14 protein-coding genes are annotated in these 17,545 nt (G+C 41.5%); 1 reads left to right on the top strand and 13 read right to left on the bottom strand.

Going from position 1 to position 17,545, the window contains the following annotated elements:
- The 10 genes from CEY16_RS08045 to CEY16_RS08000 form a co-directional block, all read right to left on the bottom strand.
- Positions 1–1,236, bottom strand: coding sequence for a M20 family metallo-hydrolase (locus CEY16_RS08045; RefSeq protein WP_101331478.1), 1,236 nt, complete (start codon positions 1,234–1,236; stop codon positions 1–3).
- A complete protein-coding gene (locus CEY16_RS08040) occupies positions 1,233–2,552 on the bottom strand; it encodes an amidohydrolase (protein ID WP_101331477.1) in 1,320 nt (439 codons plus the stop codon). The genes CEY16_RS08045 and CEY16_RS08040 overlap by 4 nt, the downstream gene beginning before the upstream one ends.
- A 12-nt stretch (positions 2,553–2,564) precedes the next feature.
- Complete coding sequence (locus CEY16_RS08035) at positions 2,565–3,755, bottom strand: M20 metallopeptidase family protein (RefSeq protein ID WP_101331476.1); 1,191 nt, start codon at positions 3,753–3,755, stop codon at positions 2,565–2,567.
- Between the two features lie 78 nt (positions 3,756–3,833).
- Complete coding sequence (locus CEY16_RS08030; protein ID WP_101331475.1) at positions 3,834–4,844, bottom strand: ABC transporter ATP-binding protein; 1,011 nt, start codon at positions 4,842–4,844, stop codon at positions 3,834–3,836.
- Complete coding sequence (locus tag CEY16_RS08025; RefSeq protein ID WP_101331474.1) at positions 4,813–5,820, bottom strand: ABC transporter ATP-binding protein; 1,008 nt, start codon at positions 5,818–5,820, stop codon at positions 4,813–4,815. The genes CEY16_RS08030 and CEY16_RS08025 overlap by 32 nt, the downstream gene beginning before the upstream one ends.
- 30 nt (positions 5,821–5,850) lie before the next feature.
- Positions 5,851–6,765 (bottom strand): ABC transporter permease, encoded by a 915-nt coding sequence (locus CEY16_RS08020; RefSeq protein WP_101331473.1) that lies wholly within the window; start codon positions 6,763–6,765, stop codon positions 5,851–5,853.
- A 15-nt stretch (positions 6,766–6,780) separates the two neighbouring features.
- The gene (locus CEY16_RS08015) at positions 6,781–7,698 is read right to left on the bottom strand and encodes an ABC transporter permease (RefSeq protein WP_101331472.1); all 918 of its coding nucleotides are present in this window, start codon (positions 7,696–7,698) and stop codon (positions 6,781–6,783) included.
- 405 nt (positions 7,699–8,103) lie between these two features.
- Complete coding sequence (locus CEY16_RS08010; RefSeq protein ID WP_238378801.1) at positions 8,104–9,714, bottom strand: ABC transporter substrate-binding protein; 1,611 nt, start codon at positions 9,712–9,714, stop codon at positions 8,104–8,106.
- A gap of 51 nt (positions 9,715–9,765) precedes the next feature.
- The gene (locus CEY16_RS08005; RefSeq protein ID WP_238378800.1) at positions 9,766–10,956 is read right to left on the bottom strand and encodes a M20 metallopeptidase family protein; all 1,191 of its coding nucleotides are present in this window, start codon (positions 10,954–10,956) and stop codon (positions 9,766–9,768) included.
- A gap of 11 nt (positions 10,957–10,967) precedes the next feature.
- The gene (locus CEY16_RS08000; RefSeq protein WP_101331471.1) at positions 10,968–12,317 is read right to left on the bottom strand and encodes a M20/M25/M40 family metallo-hydrolase; all 1,350 of its coding nucleotides are present in this window, start codon (positions 12,315–12,317) and stop codon (positions 10,968–10,970) included.
- A gap of 192 nt (positions 12,318–12,509) precedes the next feature.
- On the opposite strand from CEY16_RS08000, the gene CEY16_RS07995 reads away from it, so the two are divergent.
- Positions 12,510–13,637, top strand: coding sequence for a M20 family metallopeptidase (locus CEY16_RS07995; RefSeq protein ID WP_101331470.1), 1,128 nt, complete (start codon positions 12,510–12,512; stop codon positions 13,635–13,637).
- Positions 13,638–14,052: 415 nt separating this feature from the next.
- On the opposite strand, the gene CEY16_RS07990 is transcribed toward CEY16_RS07995, so the two are convergent.
- From CEY16_RS07990 to CEY16_RS07980, 3 genes are all read right to left on the bottom strand, one after another.
- Positions 14,053–15,558: a tripartite tricarboxylate transporter permease gene (locus CEY16_RS07990; protein ID WP_101331469.1), complete on the bottom strand. Its 1,506-nt coding sequence runs from the start codon at positions 15,556–15,558 to the stop codon at positions 14,053–14,055.
- Between the two features lie 24 nt (positions 15,559–15,582).
- A complete protein-coding gene (locus tag CEY16_RS07985; protein WP_101331468.1) occupies positions 15,583–16,068 on the bottom strand; it encodes a tripartite tricarboxylate transporter TctB family protein in 486 nt (161 codons plus the stop codon).
- A 72-nt stretch (positions 16,069–16,140) separates the two neighbouring features.
- Positions 16,141–17,115, bottom strand: coding sequence for a Bug family tripartite tricarboxylate transporter substrate binding protein (locus CEY16_RS07980; RefSeq protein ID WP_101331467.1), 975 nt, complete (start codon positions 17,113–17,115; stop codon positions 16,141–16,143).
- Between the last annotated feature and the right edge of the window lie 430 nt (positions 17,116–17,545).

Below are 17,545 nucleotides of genomic sequence, written 5' to 3'. Positions count from 1 at the left end.
CTACTCACTCGCTTCATTTCTTAAGAAATTTGTTAGTACATGCATTCCTTTTTGTATATCTTCTAAGGACGCAAACTCACCTGGATGATGACTCAGCCCATCTTTACAAGGGATAAAAATCAAACCTGATGGACATTTAGCCTGCATATTCATGACGTCATGCCCTGCACCGCTGTTCATCATCAACCCTTCTAGGCCGGATGCTTCACCAGCTTCCATCAGTCGACTCTGAACACCTTCATCAAGGTCAATAGAGTCGTTATCAACGAGTACTTCTGTTGAGATTGCCACCTTATGTTGATCTTCTATTTCTCTGCATTTATCTTCAATCTGCTTTTTAATTTCATGTTTCAACGAATCATCTACACTACGAATATCGACACCAAGCTCGACTTTTCCAGGAATGACGTTCATAGAATTTGGCACTAGATCAATTGTACTGACCGTTGCCACCAGTTGCTCGCCCTCGTCTCCTGCAATACTTCCTGCTTTCTGAGATACAAAGGAGACAAGCGGAGCAACCGCAACTAAAGCATCTTGTCTACGATTCATTGGAGTCGTTCCAGTGTGCGAAGCCTTCCCTTCAATCGTCACTTTAAGTCTTACAGGACAAGCCACTGAACGAACGACCCCAAAGTCCTTTTCATTTTCTTCTATATTCATACCCTGCTCTATATGTAATTCGACAAAACTTTTTATATCCTCTTTTTTATCCGCTTCAATAAAAGATTCCCATACGTAGCCGCGGCTCTCGGCAGCTTCTTTGATCGTTATCCCTTCTGCATCTTCAACTTTTCCAATCGACAAGTCCAACTTCCCACTCATCGCCTTACTGCCAATTGTTGAGACACCGAACCTAGAAGACTCTTCTGACCGGAAATTCAATACTTCAATCGGACAATCCGGTTCAAAACCTTCCTCCATCAACTGTTTGACACCACCTAAAGAACTGATGATTCCTGCAACTCCATCGTAGCCTCCACCTTGAGAGACGGTATCCAAGTGTGAACCAGTTGCAACGATCGGCGCGTCCTTACGTTTACCTTCCCAGCGCGCGATTACATTCCCAGCGGAATCTTCGCTCACCTGTAATCCTAGTGACTCCGCTTCTTTTTTAAACACTTCAATCGAACGGTCTTCTCCCTCACTGTAGGACAGTCGTGTGAAGCCATTCGGTTGATCCATTGACTCCACTAGATTCAATTCTTTTAACATTCTCTCTATCCAATTGATCATGATGAACTAGACTCCTTGTTGTTTAAATGTGTAAGCACTGATAAATAAGTTTCTAACCCTACTGAAAGGACTTTTTCGTCAAAATTAAAGTCCGATTGATGGTGTCCCGCCTTTAGTGGCGAATGGAAAACCATAAATGTCGCTTTCCCGTGCTCCTTCTGTACTTTTTCAATCATGAAAGTGACATCTTCTGAAGCTCCTAGGTTGGCAACATCCCTCACTTCATCTATCAAGCTGGATTCTTTTACCGAATCTCTAACCACTTCAATCAAATCGTCATCACAAGAGACATTCAATGCCTTTCCAACTGTCTCCAGACTGCTTTCAACCCCATATAAACCAGCAGTAGAATGTATGATTCTTTCAGCTTCAGACATCATGTAGTCGTCAAGTTCTGAAGTACTTCCGCGTGTCTCAAATTCTATTTTCCCCGAATCCGCAATCACGTTACGTCCGCTTCCAGCTTCGATCTTCCCGACGTTAATGCGAGTCGATCCGTCTTTGTGTCTTGCGATTCCATTTAAATGAATAGAAGAAGCAGAGGCCGCTAACAATGCGTTCTTCCCTGCATTGGGTTCAAGTCCTGCATGGGCTGCTTTTCCTATAAAATAAGCATCAACCTTTGAACTTGCTAAAAATCCAGCAGTGGTAGCCGATACTTTTCCAACAGGTAAATCTTCTACCCCAATATGTCCACTGAAAAAATAATCGACATTGTCTAGCCAACCATTCGAAACAATCGGCTCAGCGCCTCTGCCTCCTTCTTCAGCTGGTTGAAAGATTAAAGTGAATTTCCCACTCAAATCATCCATATTCTCATTCAAAAATTTGGCGACCATAAGCCCAATCGAAGCATGACCATCATGAGCACACGCATGCATCTCACCATTATGACACGAGTTAAATCCTTCGTTTTTCGGTATATGTCCAGAACTACCCGCTTCTTTCACAGGTAAGGCATCAATATCAAAACGCAACGCGATGTGTGAACCTTTTCGGCCTGTATCAAATGTTGCGACAGCCCCGGTGTGGCCACCTTTTATTTTTTCCAAAAACTCTTCTGGAACGCCATACGCTTTTGCCCGCTGCTCGCTCAATTCTAATAGATCAGATGCTGGGACTCCCATACGCTCGTCTGACGAAAGAACAGATTTTCCAATCGCCAAATCACAATCCATCCCCCTCAAAAAATGATAGATTTCATAAGTCGTTATATATTCAGTGAATCCTACTTCAGGGTGTTGATGGAAAAGACGACGTTGTTGCACCAACTTTTCTTCATTATCATCTATAAATCTTGCAATCTTTGAACTCATCTACGATCACCTTCATTTATGATTGATTTGTTCTAATATGTCTACTGTGGCTTGCACCATAAAGTTAACTCCGTACTCCATCGCATCCTCATCCATTTTAAAGCCCGGATCATGAAGAGGTTTTTGATTTTTTCCGACTCTGACACCTAACCAGTAATAAACTCCAGGATACTTTTGCAAGAATCTCCCGAAATCCTCTCCACCTAAACTAGGGTTCACGTTAGGTACACTACCTTCCCCGTATTTATTTCTAGCAGATACTTTCACTTGCTCAGCCCATTCAGGTGTATTGATCGTGGCAGGATACCCGTCCATATAATCTATCTCAACGGTCGCACCCATTGTCTTCGCCACTCCCTCTACCGTTTCAAAAAATTTCCGCTTCAACAGTTGTTTTGTTTCATCTGACGAAGATCGTACGGTTCCTTCTAGTGTCGCTTCATCCGCAATCACATTGTAACGGTAACCACTTTCCATTTTGCCTACTGTGATTACTGATGGAGAAGCTGGGTCGACGTTACGACTGATGATCGTTTGCAGGGCCTGTATGATATGCGTGGCAACAATAATAGCATCCACGGTCTGATGTGGCATGGAAGCATGCCCACCTGACCCTTTAACTTTTATCGTGAATCGATCGGAATTGCCCATAATTGCCCCTGGCACAACCCCGAATTTGCCAACGGGTAAATCCGGCCAGACATGCTGAGCGACCATTACATCGGGTTCAACTTCGTCAAACACGCCATCATCTATCATTTGTTGTGCACCACCAAAAGGTGCATTTTCTTCAGCAGGTTGAAATAAAAGCAAAACAGTTCCTTCTATTTCAGCTTTCATATCGTGAAGCATTTTTCCAACACCCACCAACATCGCGGTATGTGCGTCATGTCCACAAGCATGCATCTGATTCTCGACTACGGACTTGAACTCCAGGTCAGTCTTCTCCTGAATTGGCAAGGCGTCGATATCTGCCCTCAAGCACACGACTCCTCCTGGTTTTTCGCCTTCAATGACCCCAAGGACTCCAGTTTCGCCGAACCCAGATTTAAAAGGGATCCCGTAAGATTTCAAGTACTCTTGAATCCTTTTAGAAGTTTCATATTCTTGTTCACTCAATTCAGGATTCTGATGCAATGTTCTTCTTAATTGGATCACTTCATTTAATAGACTTTCAGAAATATCTTTAGTAGGAATGGACAAAATGCTACCTCCTGTTAATTATTATGTACTTACAGAATCAAAGGCACCCCTTAACAGAGATGCCTTTGATCAACCTTCTTACTGCGCCTTTTCTATAAGGGGGTAGTGGCAAGCAGCTAGATGGTCTTTTTTATGTTCTTCCAGTTGTGGCTCGATCTCTTTACAATGTTCTTGTGCATACGGGCATCTCGTATGGAAAGAGCAGCCACTAGGAGGGTTCGATGGATTAGGTAAATCACCTTTCAATGGTTCATATGTTTTTCGTAAACTTGGATTTTCTACAGGAATCGAGTTCAATAATGCTTCCGTATAAGGATGCAGTGGCTCTTCAAATAATTTGTCACGATCTGTGATCTCCACCACTTTACCTAGATACATCACAGCAATTCGATCACTGATATTCCGAATCGCTGGTAAACCGTGAGCAATGAACACGAGTGTTAAATTGAAGTCTCTTTGTAATTTCTTCAATAGATTCAATATTTGAGCTTGAATCGACACATCTAATGCCGAAACAGGTTCATCGCATATGATCATCTTCGGTTTCAGCGCTAACGCTCTTGCGATTCCGATACGCTGGCGCTGACCTCCACTGAATTCATGTGGGTATCTTTTCAATTGTTCGCGATTAAGTCCCACAATTTCCAATAATTCGATAACTTCTTCTCTAATTTCCATTCTAGACTTTGACGTGTGAATTCGCAACGGCTCCCCCACGAGTTCTTCAACTGTCATACGTGGATTCAAGGAAGCAAAGGGATCCTGGAAAATGACTTGGATGTCTTTACGCATCTCCCGCAGCTCTTTTTTATTCATTTTCGTCAAGTCCTTGCCCATGAATTCGACAGAGCCATCAGAAGGTTTAAGTAATCCTAACAGCATTTCACCGGTCGTTGATTTACCACACCCTGATTCCCCGACGATTCCTAGAGTTTCACCTTCATAGATTTTCACATCTACTCCATCTACCGCGCGAACAGTAGAAATTTCTTTTTTAAAATAACCTTTTTTAATCTCAAAGTGCTTTTTCAACCCTTTAACTTCCATCAATACAGAACTATTGGACGGTTTCTCTTTCGTGCTGGTCATCTTTCACTCCCCCTTCCGTATGAAAACAGCGTTTAAAGTGGTTCGGCGTTGTTTCTTCTAGTTTCGGGTGTTCTTCCACACATAAATCAGTAGCCAGTGGACATCGGGGGTGGAATTTACAACCTTTCGGCATGGAAGAAGGATTTGGTACCGATCCTTTGATCGCTCCTAATTCTTCAACCGCACCCGTCATCTTCGGTACTGATGATAGTAACCCTCGAGTATAAGGATGCACAGGGTCTTCGAAAAGTTCATGTACAGTTGCTTCTTCAACAACTTCTCCGCCATACATGACGACTACTCTATCTGCGACTTCCGCCACAACCCCGAGATCATGCGTGATTAAAACGACTCCGGTATTGAATTTATCCTTCAAGTTCTTCATCAAGTTCAAAATTTGGGCTTGAATCGTAACATCTAAAGCAGTCGTCGGTTCATCTGCTATTAATAACTTCGGATTACAAGAAAGTGCAATGGCGATCATCACCCTTTGCCGCATCCCACCGGATAATTGGTGCGGGAATCTTTTAATCACTTTTTCAGGATCAGGGATTCCTACTAAATCCAACATCTCTACCGCTTTCTTAGTAGCCTGTTTCTTTTCTAAATTCTGATGTAATTTAATGACCTCAAGCATTTGATTGCCGATAGTGAATACGGGATTCAAGGAAGTCATAGGCTCCTGGAAAATCATCGATATTTCGTTTCCTCGAAGCTTCCTCATTTGTTTTTTATTTAAAGAAGCTAGATCCTTTCCTTGAAAATGGATCGAGCCATCACTTATTTCGCCAGGTGGTGGAATCAAACCTAAGATCGATAGCGAGGTCAAACTTTTTCCGCAACCTGACTCGCCAACCACCGCAACTGTTTCACCTTCTTTTACGTTGAAAGATACGCCGTTTACAGGAGTAACGCTTCCTTCATCTGATTTGAAGCGCACTTGTAAATCTTTTATTTCCAATAAAGGTTCCGTCATTTCTCTCCCTCACTTTCTAATCCGATCAAGTTATTTCGTTTTAGGATCAAGTACATCACGTAACCAATCTCCTAGAAAAATAATTCCTAGTACCGTAACTGTGATTGCAATACCAGGGAATGTAGCTACCCACCAACTCGTCGCTAAATACTCACGTCCATCACTCAGCATCAGACCCCATGAAACATCAGGTGACTGGATTCCTAGCCCTAAGAAACTTAAGGAAGACTCCAAGATGATAGTCGTTGCTACATTCAACGTCGCAATGACAATAAATGAAGAAATGACATTCGGCAAAATATATTTCGTAATGATCCGGAAGTCATTCGCACCAATTGCTCGAGCAGACTTAAGATAGTCACGTTCCTTGATACTCAACGTCTCCCCACGCACCATCCGAGCATAAACTACCCAAGTTGTCACACCCAATACGATAATAATTGAGGTTAAACTTGGTCCGATTACCGCAAGAATGATCAGCATGAAAAGAATATTAGGAATAGCCAGGAATGAGTCAACCAATCGCATGATGATTTGATCTAATGCTTTTCCGTAATATCCAGATAGAAGTCCCAAGCATAAACCGATCGTACCAGCAACGATGACCGAACATATTCCGACTAAAAGAGAAACTCTTGAACCGATAATGATTCTACTTAAAATATCTCTTCCTAAGTTATCTGTACCTAATAGAAATTCTGTAGTTCCACCTTCCATCCAGAACGGAGGCAGCAATCGATTAGATATATGTGTTTGGCTATGGTCATATGGGGCAAGAAAATCAGCGAATATAGACATGAGAACCACTAATGTAACTATAGTCAGACCTACCATGCCCGTTTTGCTTTTTAATAGTAGTTTCACCCACCTAGCTGCATTGGATGGACGTCGCTCTAGAGCTTGCTTATCCAAAGCTTGGTCGGGTTGCTGTGTATTTGTACTCATTTGACGCCACCTCCATTAGTCATCATATTTAATCCTAGGATCCAGATAACGATAGGTCAGATCCGCTAGTAGATTACTTAAAATAACTAAAATCGCTATGATAAATGTAGCCGCTTGAACAACTGCCATGTCTCTCGTGTTGACCGCTTGTACTAAAAGCTGACCCATTCCCGGCCAAGAGAAGACCGTTTCAGTAATCAATGTTCCACCGATTAAAGTAGCTGTCTGAAGGGCCATGATCGTAACGACGGGAATCAACGCATTCCTCAGGGCATGCTTGTTGACGACAAACATTTCTCTAAGACCTTTACTTCGTGCCGTTCGGATATATTCCATGTTCAGAACCTCTAACATACTCGAACGAATCAATCGGGTCATTTCAGCTGCAATTGCCGTCCCTAGGGTTATTGAAGGCAACACTAAGTGCATCAACGTCCCCGAACCGGATACCGGAAAGATCCTGACCTGAACAGCGAACAATAGAATCAACATGATACCAAGCCAAAAGTTAGGCATCGCCTTTCCTAAAACCGAACCACCTGTAATAAAAACGTCAATGACTGTATTTCTTTTGATCGCAGAATAAATACCTGCAGGAATTGCAATCAAAGTCGCAACTACCATAGAAGAAATGGCAAGGGTGAAACTTGCTGGTAAACGCTCCAGCACAATATCTATTGCTGGTTGATTGTATCTGAATGAATCACCAAAGTCTCCTCGCACTACGTCAGCCATATAAGTGAAATACTGTATGTATACTGGATCATTCAATCCCATCGAATTCCGTAGGTCTTCTCGCTGCTGGTCTGTAGCTGTTTCTGGAAGCATGAGGGCAACAGGATCCCCTGTTAGACGTACTAAGAAGAATACGATGAATGTAATGATAAATAAGACAGGAATAATTTTCAGTATGCTGTAGAGTAAAAACCTCATATTCCCATACCTCCTTGGACTTCATTTTGATAGATTGAATAAGAAAAGCGGAAGCGCCTGTTTATCAACGTATCAATTGGAGAATAGTAACAGTGAGAAAAACTTGGCTTGTCGCCAAGGTCTAATGGCGAAAGCCTTGTTTTTCACATACTTTATACCTTAAAGAAATAAACCTTAAAGTGAAATAAAGGAAACACCGTGAGCAAGCGAACGGATGTTGACTTATTGACTGGTACTCTTCGAAATTGACTAGTTGATGGGCGCTTTCGCTAGACAATGATCCAAACTTTTTACTTCTTTATCTTATGATTTAAGCTGCCTGTAACAATCAAGAATTACAGACAGCTTATTTATCATTGCCTATTCCTTGTTGCTTTGAAATTTGTGACTTATAAAATTAATAGTCTATTCTTTCGTTATATCTTTTACATAGATCATCTCATCAAGGCGTGGTTCGAAATCTACATTGCTTTGCATACCGACAACAGCATCCAACTGGTATAAGTAGATTTGTGGTCTTTCTTCAGCAATGATTTCTTGAACACGTTGATATTGTTCTACACGTTCTTCTGGATCCATATTTGACTCAGCCTCGTTTAATAATTCCTCGACCTCTTCGTTCATGTAGTCTGTTTCACCTTCATTTTGATCCTGAGTCAAACGGTCTAATGCTAATGCTGCATCAAACATAGAATTTCCATATCCAATCATGAACATTTCATCAAAGGTTTTACTAGTGTAGTTTTCTACGAAAGAACTCCACTCTTTGAATTCCAGATTAGCTGTAATTCCGACTTCTGATAACATTGCTTGAATCAACTCAGCACTCTCGCGGTCTTTCAAGTAACGACCACTTGGTGCGGCGAAGTTGATTTCTACTCCATCTTCATAACCTGCTTCAGCAAGTAATTCCTTTGCTTTTTCAGGATCATATACACTAGTGTCATATAAATCTTTGTTTGCGCCAGTGTTACCAGGAGTCACACGAGTACGAGTCGGTGTAGCAGCTCCTTCATAAAGGCTTTCTACAATAGCTTCGTTATCAATCGCAAGATCAATAGCTTCTCTAACTTTCTGGTCACTTGTAACTTCACCTTCACCCGTACGCATAATCAACATCATGACACGTTGGGTAGGGCTTTGACCTAGTTTAAGTCCTTCTTCCTCTTCAATTCTTTCCCAGTCGTTCGGTGGGATGTTTGTCGCAATATCCACACCACCTGTAATCAATTCAGATACACGAGTTGAATCTTCAGGAATTGCACGGAAAGTTAACTGACTGTATTGAGCTTCTTCACCAAAATAATTTTCAGCCGGCTCCAACACAACTCGGTCATCTCTTACCCATTCAACATACTGGTATGGGCCAGTCCCAACCGGTTCTTCTAAGAAATGATCAAATCCGTTTTCTTCGATGTATTGAGATGGAAGCATACCAGAACCAAGACGAGATAGACGGTTCAACATCGCTGGTTCTGGACTCTCTGTGACAATCTCAACTTCATAATCGCCTAAAACATTTACTTCTGAAATTTGGTTGTAGTTTCCATGTTCTAGTAAAGAATCATCATTTGCTACCCGTTCTAGTGTGTATTTCACATCTTCTGCAGTAAAATCTTCACCATTGTGGAACTTTACATCATCACGAAGGGTGAAGTTCCATGTAGTGTCATCTACGTTTTCCCACTCAGTTGCTAAGTCAGGGACGAAGCCACCTTCACCATCTGTTTTCACGAGATAGTTGAACATATTGACATGAATCGCTTCTGTTGAAGTGTTGTTGTGATCATGAATATCAAATGTGACCATATCAGCACCTGTAGCAATTACTAATTCATCATCACCGGTCTCTTCGCCGGAGGCTTCTTCTCCACCCTCCTCACTACTTTCTTCACCACTTTCTCCTTCACTGTCTGTGCCGCCTTCCCCATTGTCCATTTCTGAACTATCTGGGTTACATGCCGCTAAAAGCAATACGATAAAAGCAAATAACAATAGACTAAGTCTAAACTTCAATGGTAATTCCTCCTCTAAAAATTTTTATAATAAAGACGTTGTTAAAGTTAGTTATTGATCCAAGTAATTTAATGCGAATTGTGAAAGCATTGCGGAGCCATATGGCATCGCATTTTCATCAATATCAAACTGTGGATGATGTCCTGGGAAGCGAACCATCTGATCATTCCCTACACCCAACCTGAAAAAGATTGAAGGAACTTTTTCGGTGTAGAATGCAAAATCTTCCCCGCCAAGACTTGGTTTCTCTTGAGAACAATGTCCTTCACCAAGAACCTGATCTGCAGTTTCTTCTACGACACTTCTTAATTCCAAATCATTCAAAATGGATGGAAACTTGTATTCGTAGTCCAACTCGTAAGATCCACCAAACGCGTCAGTGACACCTTTCACCACTTGTTCCATTTTCTTTGGAATCATTTCTCTTACTTCTGGATTCAATGTCCGAACGGTTCCTGTCATCTTTACAGATGGTGCGATGACATTACTTGCTGAACCGCCCTCAATCGTTCCGATGGTTAGCACAGCTGAATCAACTGGAGCAACCTGTCTACTAACAATTTGTTGCAAAGCGGTAATGACTTCTCCAGTTACAGCAACAGAATCGATGGTTTGATGAGGGTGTGCTGCATGTCCACCACTTCCTTTAACTTCTAATGTGAAAAAGTCAGCGGAACCACAGCCTACACGTTCTGTCGTAACAGTAATGTTGCCTGTGTCAATACCTGTATTGACGTGAAGACCCGACATGACATCGACTTTCGGGTTCTCTAAGCACCCTGCATTAATCATTGCTTCAGCGCCGCCTCTACCCTCCTCAGCAGGTTGGAAAATGAACTTCACATTTCCTTTTTTGACACCTTTTTTGGAAAGAATAGTAGCAGCGCCCATTAGGATTGTCGTATGTGCATCATGCCCACAAGCATGCATTTTTCCATCAACAGTCGAACGATACAGTGAATCTTTTTGATCGTGGATCGGTAAGGCATCCATATCAGCACGAAGCCCCACTGTCTTCCCTTCCGCTTCACCTTTCAAAAGGGCGATCACTCCGGTACCTGCCACATTTCTTTGTACATCGAGTCCCAAAGTTTCTAAGTAATCCGCGACAATATTCGATGTGCGCTCTTCTTCAAATCCGAGTTCTGGATGCTGGTGAAAATCTCTACGCCACTCGGTCAATTTCTGTTGCATTTTCTGAGCTTCTTGCAATAAATCATTTTGTACATCAGATACTGGCAAACCAGCACCTCCTAACTTTCTGCATATTCCTCCATAAGTTGAGCAATCACTTTAATACCACTTATATAATCCTCGATGAGAATATTTTCATTCGGGGCATGATTGTTCGATGCGAAATTCCCTACACCGACGGAAACCGCAGGAATACCTAACTTCTGACACAATTCATACATGGGGCCTGTCCCAGGCGACATCGGCATTACTGTGGGCTCCATTTCCATGACCTCTTTTGTAGCTGAAATCACGCTTTTGGCTAACGGGTCACTCGGCTCTGTTCTCGCAGGATGTTCAAGCCCCATTGTTTTGATTTCAATATCTTCATAACCATGGGCGTCCAGGTGTTTACGAAGTTGATCGACCACCTTGTACGGATCTTGATTCGGAACCAACCTGAAATCGACTTTCACACGTGCTTCTGAAGGTAATACGGTTTTGGCACCTTCACCCGTGTAACCAGAATCGATTCCGCAAATGTTACATGTTGGAGAAAAGATCAACTGTTCTTTTAATTGATCGCCCGTTACATCTCCTACGAACTTATTAATCTCTAATTGTTGCTTCGTTTCTTCCTCACTGTAGATCAAATCTGCAATCAATTGATCATCCTCATCAGTTGTAGCAACAACATCTTCGTAAAAACCAGGAATATTCACATGATTCGAATCATCTTTGATCGATTGTAGAGCCCAAATAAGTCGCCAAGCTGGGTTTTCTACCACTGCTGCATTCGCTGAGTGTAGATCTGTGTTAGCTCCTTTGGAAACCAGCTCAACATAAGCCATACCTTTGACACCTAAGCTGACTTGTTGTCTTCCATCAGCATTCTTATAACCGAACTCCCAAACACAGCCATCCGCTTTTAGTAACTCTTTATTCTTTTCGGCAAACCCTTCCAAATTCGGACTTCCGATTTCTTCTTCACCTTCAACGACAAATTTCACTGATAAAGGCAACTCTCCGTGAACTTGTTGATAAGCATGTACTGCCGCAATCCGTGCCACGAGATTTCCCTTATTATCAGCAGACCCACGTGCGATCAATTTTCCATCCACGATATTACTCGCGAATGGAGGCTCGTCCCACATCTCAATTGGATCTTCAGGTTGAACATCATAATGATTGTAAAAAGATAACGTTTTTTTGCCCGACCCTTTTACTTCACCGAAAACAACTGGATAGCCATCCGTGCTTACTAACTGGACATCAGCGCTGATATTTTTCTGCAAATCACTCATCACTCGATCAGCAGTTTCTTTCATTCCCCGGTTCTGAGCTGCGACACTCGGCATCCGGCAAAGATCTTGTAACCACTGTATGTACTGCTCCTGATGAGCATCGATATAATCGAAAACTTCCTTCATTTATTCACTCCTTTCTGTAATTTTGGAATTTTTAGAAAAATATTAAGGAAAATGTCCGTAATGGTTCCTTAAATATGTTAGTATGACTATATGACATTATTAATCTTTTGTCAATTGCAAATAGTATAAATTTTTTAATAATTCTTTTTACTATTTAAAATTTAAAAACCATTTAAGGAGGAACTTTCATTAATGAGTAATTTGCTTCCATTTTTACAGAAAAAACAAAGTGAGATTTTAGACGATTTAAAGGCGTTGGTTGCGGCTGACTCCCCTTCCGAAAACAAAGAGTTGGTAGATCAATGTAGACAAACACTAGAAACTATTGCTTGTAGATTGGTCGGAGGTGAGGTTACACACTTCCCTCAAAAAGATCGGGGTGACCACTTCAAAGTCACCATCGGAAAAGGCGGAAAGAAAAGAGTGTTGATCAGCGCTCATTTTGACACCGTTTGGGATAAAGGACGCCTGCCTATGAAAGAAGAAGGTAATAAATTTTATGGACCCGGTGCGATTGACATGAAAGGCGGAATCATCCAATCCCTGTGGTCTGTACACACTTTACAACAGTTGGACGAAATGCCAGATATAGAGCTGGTCTTTCTTTTTAATTCTGATGAAGAAGTCGGAAGCCAAACATCCCGTCCTATCATAGAAGAAGAAGCGAAAATGAGTGATTTAGTTTTGATCACGGAGCCGCCAGTCGCTAAGAGCGGGGATTTAAAAACAGCAAGGAAAGGTGTGGGCATTTATAATCTCGAGGTTGAAGGTACACCTTCACATGCCGGTAACCACCATGAAGACGGTCAAAGCGCAGTCAAAGAGCTAGCCCACCAAATCATTCATTTAGAAAACATGACCGATTATGACGAAGGAACGACAGTAAATGTTGGTGTAATCAACGGAGGTTCTAAAAGAAATGTGGTTCCTGACCATGCAGAAGCTCTGATCGATTTCCGCGTCGAAACAGAAGACGCAGCAGATAAGATGGTCGAGTTACTAGAAGGACTGGAACCTAAAAGTGATGATGTCGACTTGAAAGTTTCAGGCGAACTCAATCGTCCACCAATGGTAAAAAGCGATGAAACTGAGGAGTTATTCCAAAAAGCTCAAGAAGCAGGAAAAGAAGTCGGACTTGAGATAGGCGAGGATCATGCCGGAGGTGGAAGCGATGGGAACTTCACAGCAATCTTAGGTATCCCGACATTAGACGGGTTAGGCGCACTGGGCGAAGGCCCCCACGCAGAATACGAGCATATCATCATAGATGAACTACCCAAAAGAGCCGCAATGGTCGCACATTTACTTAAGAAGATTTAAAGAAATCAGCCGGATTTAACCGTCCGGCTGATTTTATTTGAAGAGTGAATGATTTGCTACGGATTAAATGTAAATAGTTACGGATAAACGCAAAATAGTTACGGATAAGCATCAAATTTAACCTAATTTTTAACAAATAACCCATTATTTCAAGAGATTTCACTCAAATAGTTACGGATAAAATGTTATCACCAAAACTACGGTAGCGGGATGTACTTTCTCAGCGAGTAAAATTTTCCTGATGCCATTTTGAACCAATGCATCTAAATCTTTAAAATGCTGTACATTTACCCCATAAAAAATACCCATCACCTTTGCAATATGCAAAAGTGACAGGCACTTGATTTTACCCCCTGAAATCAGTAACTTCGCCCGCTTCTTTATCAACCTCATACCAACCGCACGTTTTTTAAAATTATTTAGAGTTCATCCGTTTAGTCTGCCAAATCGTGATGACAACTGAAAGAACTGCAAGTACTAAGAAAACCATTGAAATCGGGCGTGTAAAAAACAACGTCCATTCGGGATCTGACATGAAAGCTCTTCGTAAGTTCACTTCCGCAATCGGTCCTAATATTACTCCGATGATGATTGGGGCTAGAGCAAATTTATATTTAGCAAAAAAGTATCCAGCCAATCCAATAAAAAATAATAAGTATAAATCTGTTACCCGATTATTCAGTACGAATGTACCGATCACACATAGAACTAAGATTACTGGGACTAATATATGCGTAGGAATTTCAGTCACTTTAACAAAGTATTTAATTCCTAGGAATTGGGTGATCAACATGAAAAATGACGCAACTAAGAATGCTAGGAACATCCCTCCGACAATATTCGGTTCATTCGAAATCAGCAGAGGTCCGGGTGATATACCGTGAACCATTAAAGCCGATAACAGCACCGCAGTTACAGCAGAACCAGGGATTCCCAGTGCAATGGTAGGGATCAAGTCTCCTCCGACGGTTGAGTTATTTCCTGCTTCAGAAGCTACGACACCCTCTTCATGTCCTGTGCCGAACTTCTTCGGTGTTTTGGACCATTTTTTCGCCTGATCATACGCAATGATATTTGCAATACTTCCACCAGCACCAGGTATTGCACCAATAATAGCACCAATAGCGGAAGATCGGATCAAGTTCGCAGGCTTTCTTACCACCGCCATAAATGTTTCCTTCGGCTTTAATACAAATTGAATTCCATCAATTTTTTCTTGTTGCTTTTTCTCAAAATCTTTCTCCATCTCAGATTTTTCAACGGACACAAGTATCCTAGAAATAGCAAACATCCCGATTAATACGACAAGGAACGGGATTCCTGCTCTAAGTGCGTCTATGTCAAAAGAATATCGTGATACACCAATGATCGGATCAGCACCTACAGTAGCAATCAGCATTCCGAACAGGCCAGCGATCAACCCTTTCAAGATTGAATCACCCGTAACACTCGCGATAATGGTTAACGCTGCCACAATTAATGAGAACATCTCCCACGGACCGAACATCAACGCAATGTTCGCAATTTGTGGAGCAATCGATATAAGCAAGACTAAACTTACAATTGAACTTAAAAACGAAGCCCAAATACCAATCGACAACGCTTTACCTGGTTGACCTTTTTGAGCCATAGGAAAAGCATCGAATGTTGTCGCTACCGATGAAGGCGTCCCCGGGATCCCTAACAAAGCAGCTGTAATCAAACCACCAGACATTCCACCGACGAGCACACCAATCATTGCAGCTACACCCGCTACAGGATCAAGTCCAAACGTAAGTGGCAAGGTTAGGACGATCGCCATCGTCACAGTAAAACCTGGAATCAATCCAGCCAGAATCCCCGCAATAACCCCTAAGAAGATAATAATTAATACTCTTATTTGAAAAATTTCTGCTACACCAGATAAAAACAATTCAGCCATTCAGATTCCCTCCCTCGTTATTCTCTAGTTGAAAAAGATCCCCGAAGGAAACCTTACGTTCAATGCATTTTCGAAAAAGAAGTACATGCCGAAAGTGACAATCACTGAAATCACACTCATAACAAGGACATCTTTTTTACGTTTCGATCCTATAATCAAACCCGTAGCAACGATGAAGATCAAAGTCATCACAATGTACCCTACGATGTCCATCAAAAAAATATATAGTGCTAGTAACCCAACTACATAAAGGACAATTTTGTACTCGGTTAGGAAACTTTTTATATATGAAGAAACTGATGTGTTAGACCGTTTGGCTCCATTACGTATAAGAGCCACTATTTTCTTCACAATTAAAATAATCGACAAGAATGCTAACACACCAGCAATCAACTTAGGATAACTTCCTGCCCCCATCACACTCTCGTTATACTCAGGGAAATCTCCTGAATTAAAATAGATCAACGCGCAAAAAAGGACTACCACTATCCCTATTACCAACTCACCCATAGTCACCCTCCTCTTACCGAAAGTAAAAATTATGTAAGGAGAAGGCAGATTACGCCTTCTCCTAGTAAATGCTTATTCTTCTTCTGAATCAATGTTCGAAACGATATCTTCAATCACTTCGTTCTGGTTATCCAAGTAATCTGAGTATTCTTCCGGTCCCATGAAGTTGACACTTGCTCCGATTTTTTGAACCTCTTTGATATAAGCATCGCTATTTGCGACCTCTTCAAGTTTTTCACCTAGGTAGTCAATGATCTCTTCATCTGTACCAGCCGGAGCTACATATCCACGATTAATTCCCATCGTCAAATCGTAATCAGATTCCACGAACGTTGGTACATCTGGCAATGAGTCCTTCCGTTCTTCCGTGCCAACCGCAATGAATTTCATATGACCTGCTTCAACAAATTCTATAGCTGAAGGGTAGTCCACAATAGCTGCGTCAATGTGTCCTCCTGCAAGAGCCTGAATCGCTTCACCTAGACCTTCATAGCCTACAAGATTGTAGTTGATATCCAACTCTCCACCAAGTTGTTCTACCCAAACTCGTGGAATTCCACTTACTGTCCCACCGAAGTCGATCTCTTCGGACTGACCATATTCAACGAACTCTTCAAGACTATCAACTCCCATTTCTGATGAAACAGCTAAGATCTGATCTGATGATGACATGGAAGCAATCGGTTCAAAATCATCATAATTGATATCCGATACACCTGAGTGGTGAGCCACTAAGTGACCTTCGTGAATTTGTCCTAAATGGTACCCGTTCGCTTCTTTTTCCGAAAGCTCTTCCATTCCAACCGTTCCACCCACACCCGGTAGATTGACAACGACCATATCTTGCTCAATCGCTTCTGATAAATGATCCACAACTACACGACCTTCAGTATCGCTACCTCCACCCGGAGACCATGGAATCACCATTTCCACTTCGCGATCCGGATAGTTATCAGCCGACTCTTCGTCGCCTCCGCCACAAGCAACCAAAGCAACAGAAAGCAAGCCTAATATGATAGACACTATTAACAATTTTGTTTTACCCATATGTTCCAACCCCTTTTAGACAATTGAAGAAAAATAACTCGCAACGACTATGTAACTTACTCTTGATGAATCACCTCTCAGATATGATTTTGCGAGTGTCTTTTAATTAAAAATTATCTGAATATTTCATATGAGTATAATTCAATATTTATTAACAGTCAATCGGTTTTTTGAAGAAAACGCTTTCTTTTTGGGAAAATATAATAAAATAATCTATCATTTTGATTAATAACGTCAAAAAAATCAGATTATAATTAAAAATACCTAATTAAACTGTGTGTGACAAAACAAAAGGAAATGAATATATATTCATTTCCTTTAATAGTTTTTAATTATATATTTCCCACTACCACAGATAGGCCTTGTCCAACTTCAATACATATCGTAACCATACTGTATTGGAAATCTATGAGCTTCTTTGCACAACTTC

The organism is Halalkalibacillus sediminis (assembly GCF_002844535.1).
Taxonomy (GTDB): Bacteria; Bacillota; Bacilli; order Bacillales; family Alkalibacillaceae; genus Halalkalibacillus_A; species Halalkalibacillus_A sediminis.
The sequence above is the reverse complement of the archived record's forward strand: the minus strand, read 5'-3'. Positions and strand labels throughout refer to the sequence as shown.

Bases quoted from the DNA above. Each gene is read 5' to 3' on its own strand.
- CEY16_RS08045 (WP_101331478.1), bottom strand. From the start codon at position 1,236: ATGATCAATTGGATAGAGAGAATGTTAAAAGAATTGAATCTAGTGGAG.
- CEY16_RS08040 (WP_101331477.1), bottom strand. From the start codon at position 2,552: ATGAGTTCAAAGATTGCAAGATTTATAGATGATAATGAAGAAAAGTTG.
- CEY16_RS08030 (WP_101331475.1), bottom strand. From the start codon at position 4,844: ATGACCAGCACGAAAGAGAAACCGTCCAATAGTTCTGTATTGATGGAA.
- CEY16_RS08025 (WP_101331474.1), bottom strand. From the start codon at position 5,820: ATGACGGAACCTTTATTGGAAATAAAAGATTTACAAGTGCGCTTCAAA.
- CEY16_RS08020 (WP_101331473.1), bottom strand. From the start codon at position 6,765: ATGAGTACAAATACACAGCAACCCGACCAAGCTTTGGATAAGCAAGCT.
- CEY16_RS08015 (WP_101331472.1), bottom strand. From the start codon at position 7,698: ATGAGGTTTTTACTCTACAGCATACTGAAAATTATTCCTGTCTTATTT.
- CEY16_RS08000 (WP_101331471.1), bottom strand. From the start codon at position 12,317: ATGAAGGAAGTTTTCGATTATATCGATGCTCATCAGGAGCAGTACATA.
- CEY16_RS07995 (WP_101331470.1), top strand. From the start codon at position 12,510: ATGAGTAATTTGCTTCCATTTTTACAGAAAAAACAAAGTGAGATTTTA.
- CEY16_RS07990 (WP_101331469.1), bottom strand. From the start codon at position 15,558: ATGGCTGAATTGTTTTTATCTGGTGTAGCAGAAATTTTTCAAATAAGA.
- CEY16_RS07985 (WP_101331468.1), bottom strand. From the start codon at position 16,068: ATGGGTGAGTTGGTAATAGGGATAGTGGTAGTCCTTTTTTGCGCGTTG.
- CEY16_RS07980 (WP_101331467.1), bottom strand. From the start codon at position 17,115: ATGGGTAAAACAAAATTGTTAATAGTGTCTATCATATTAGGCTTGCTT.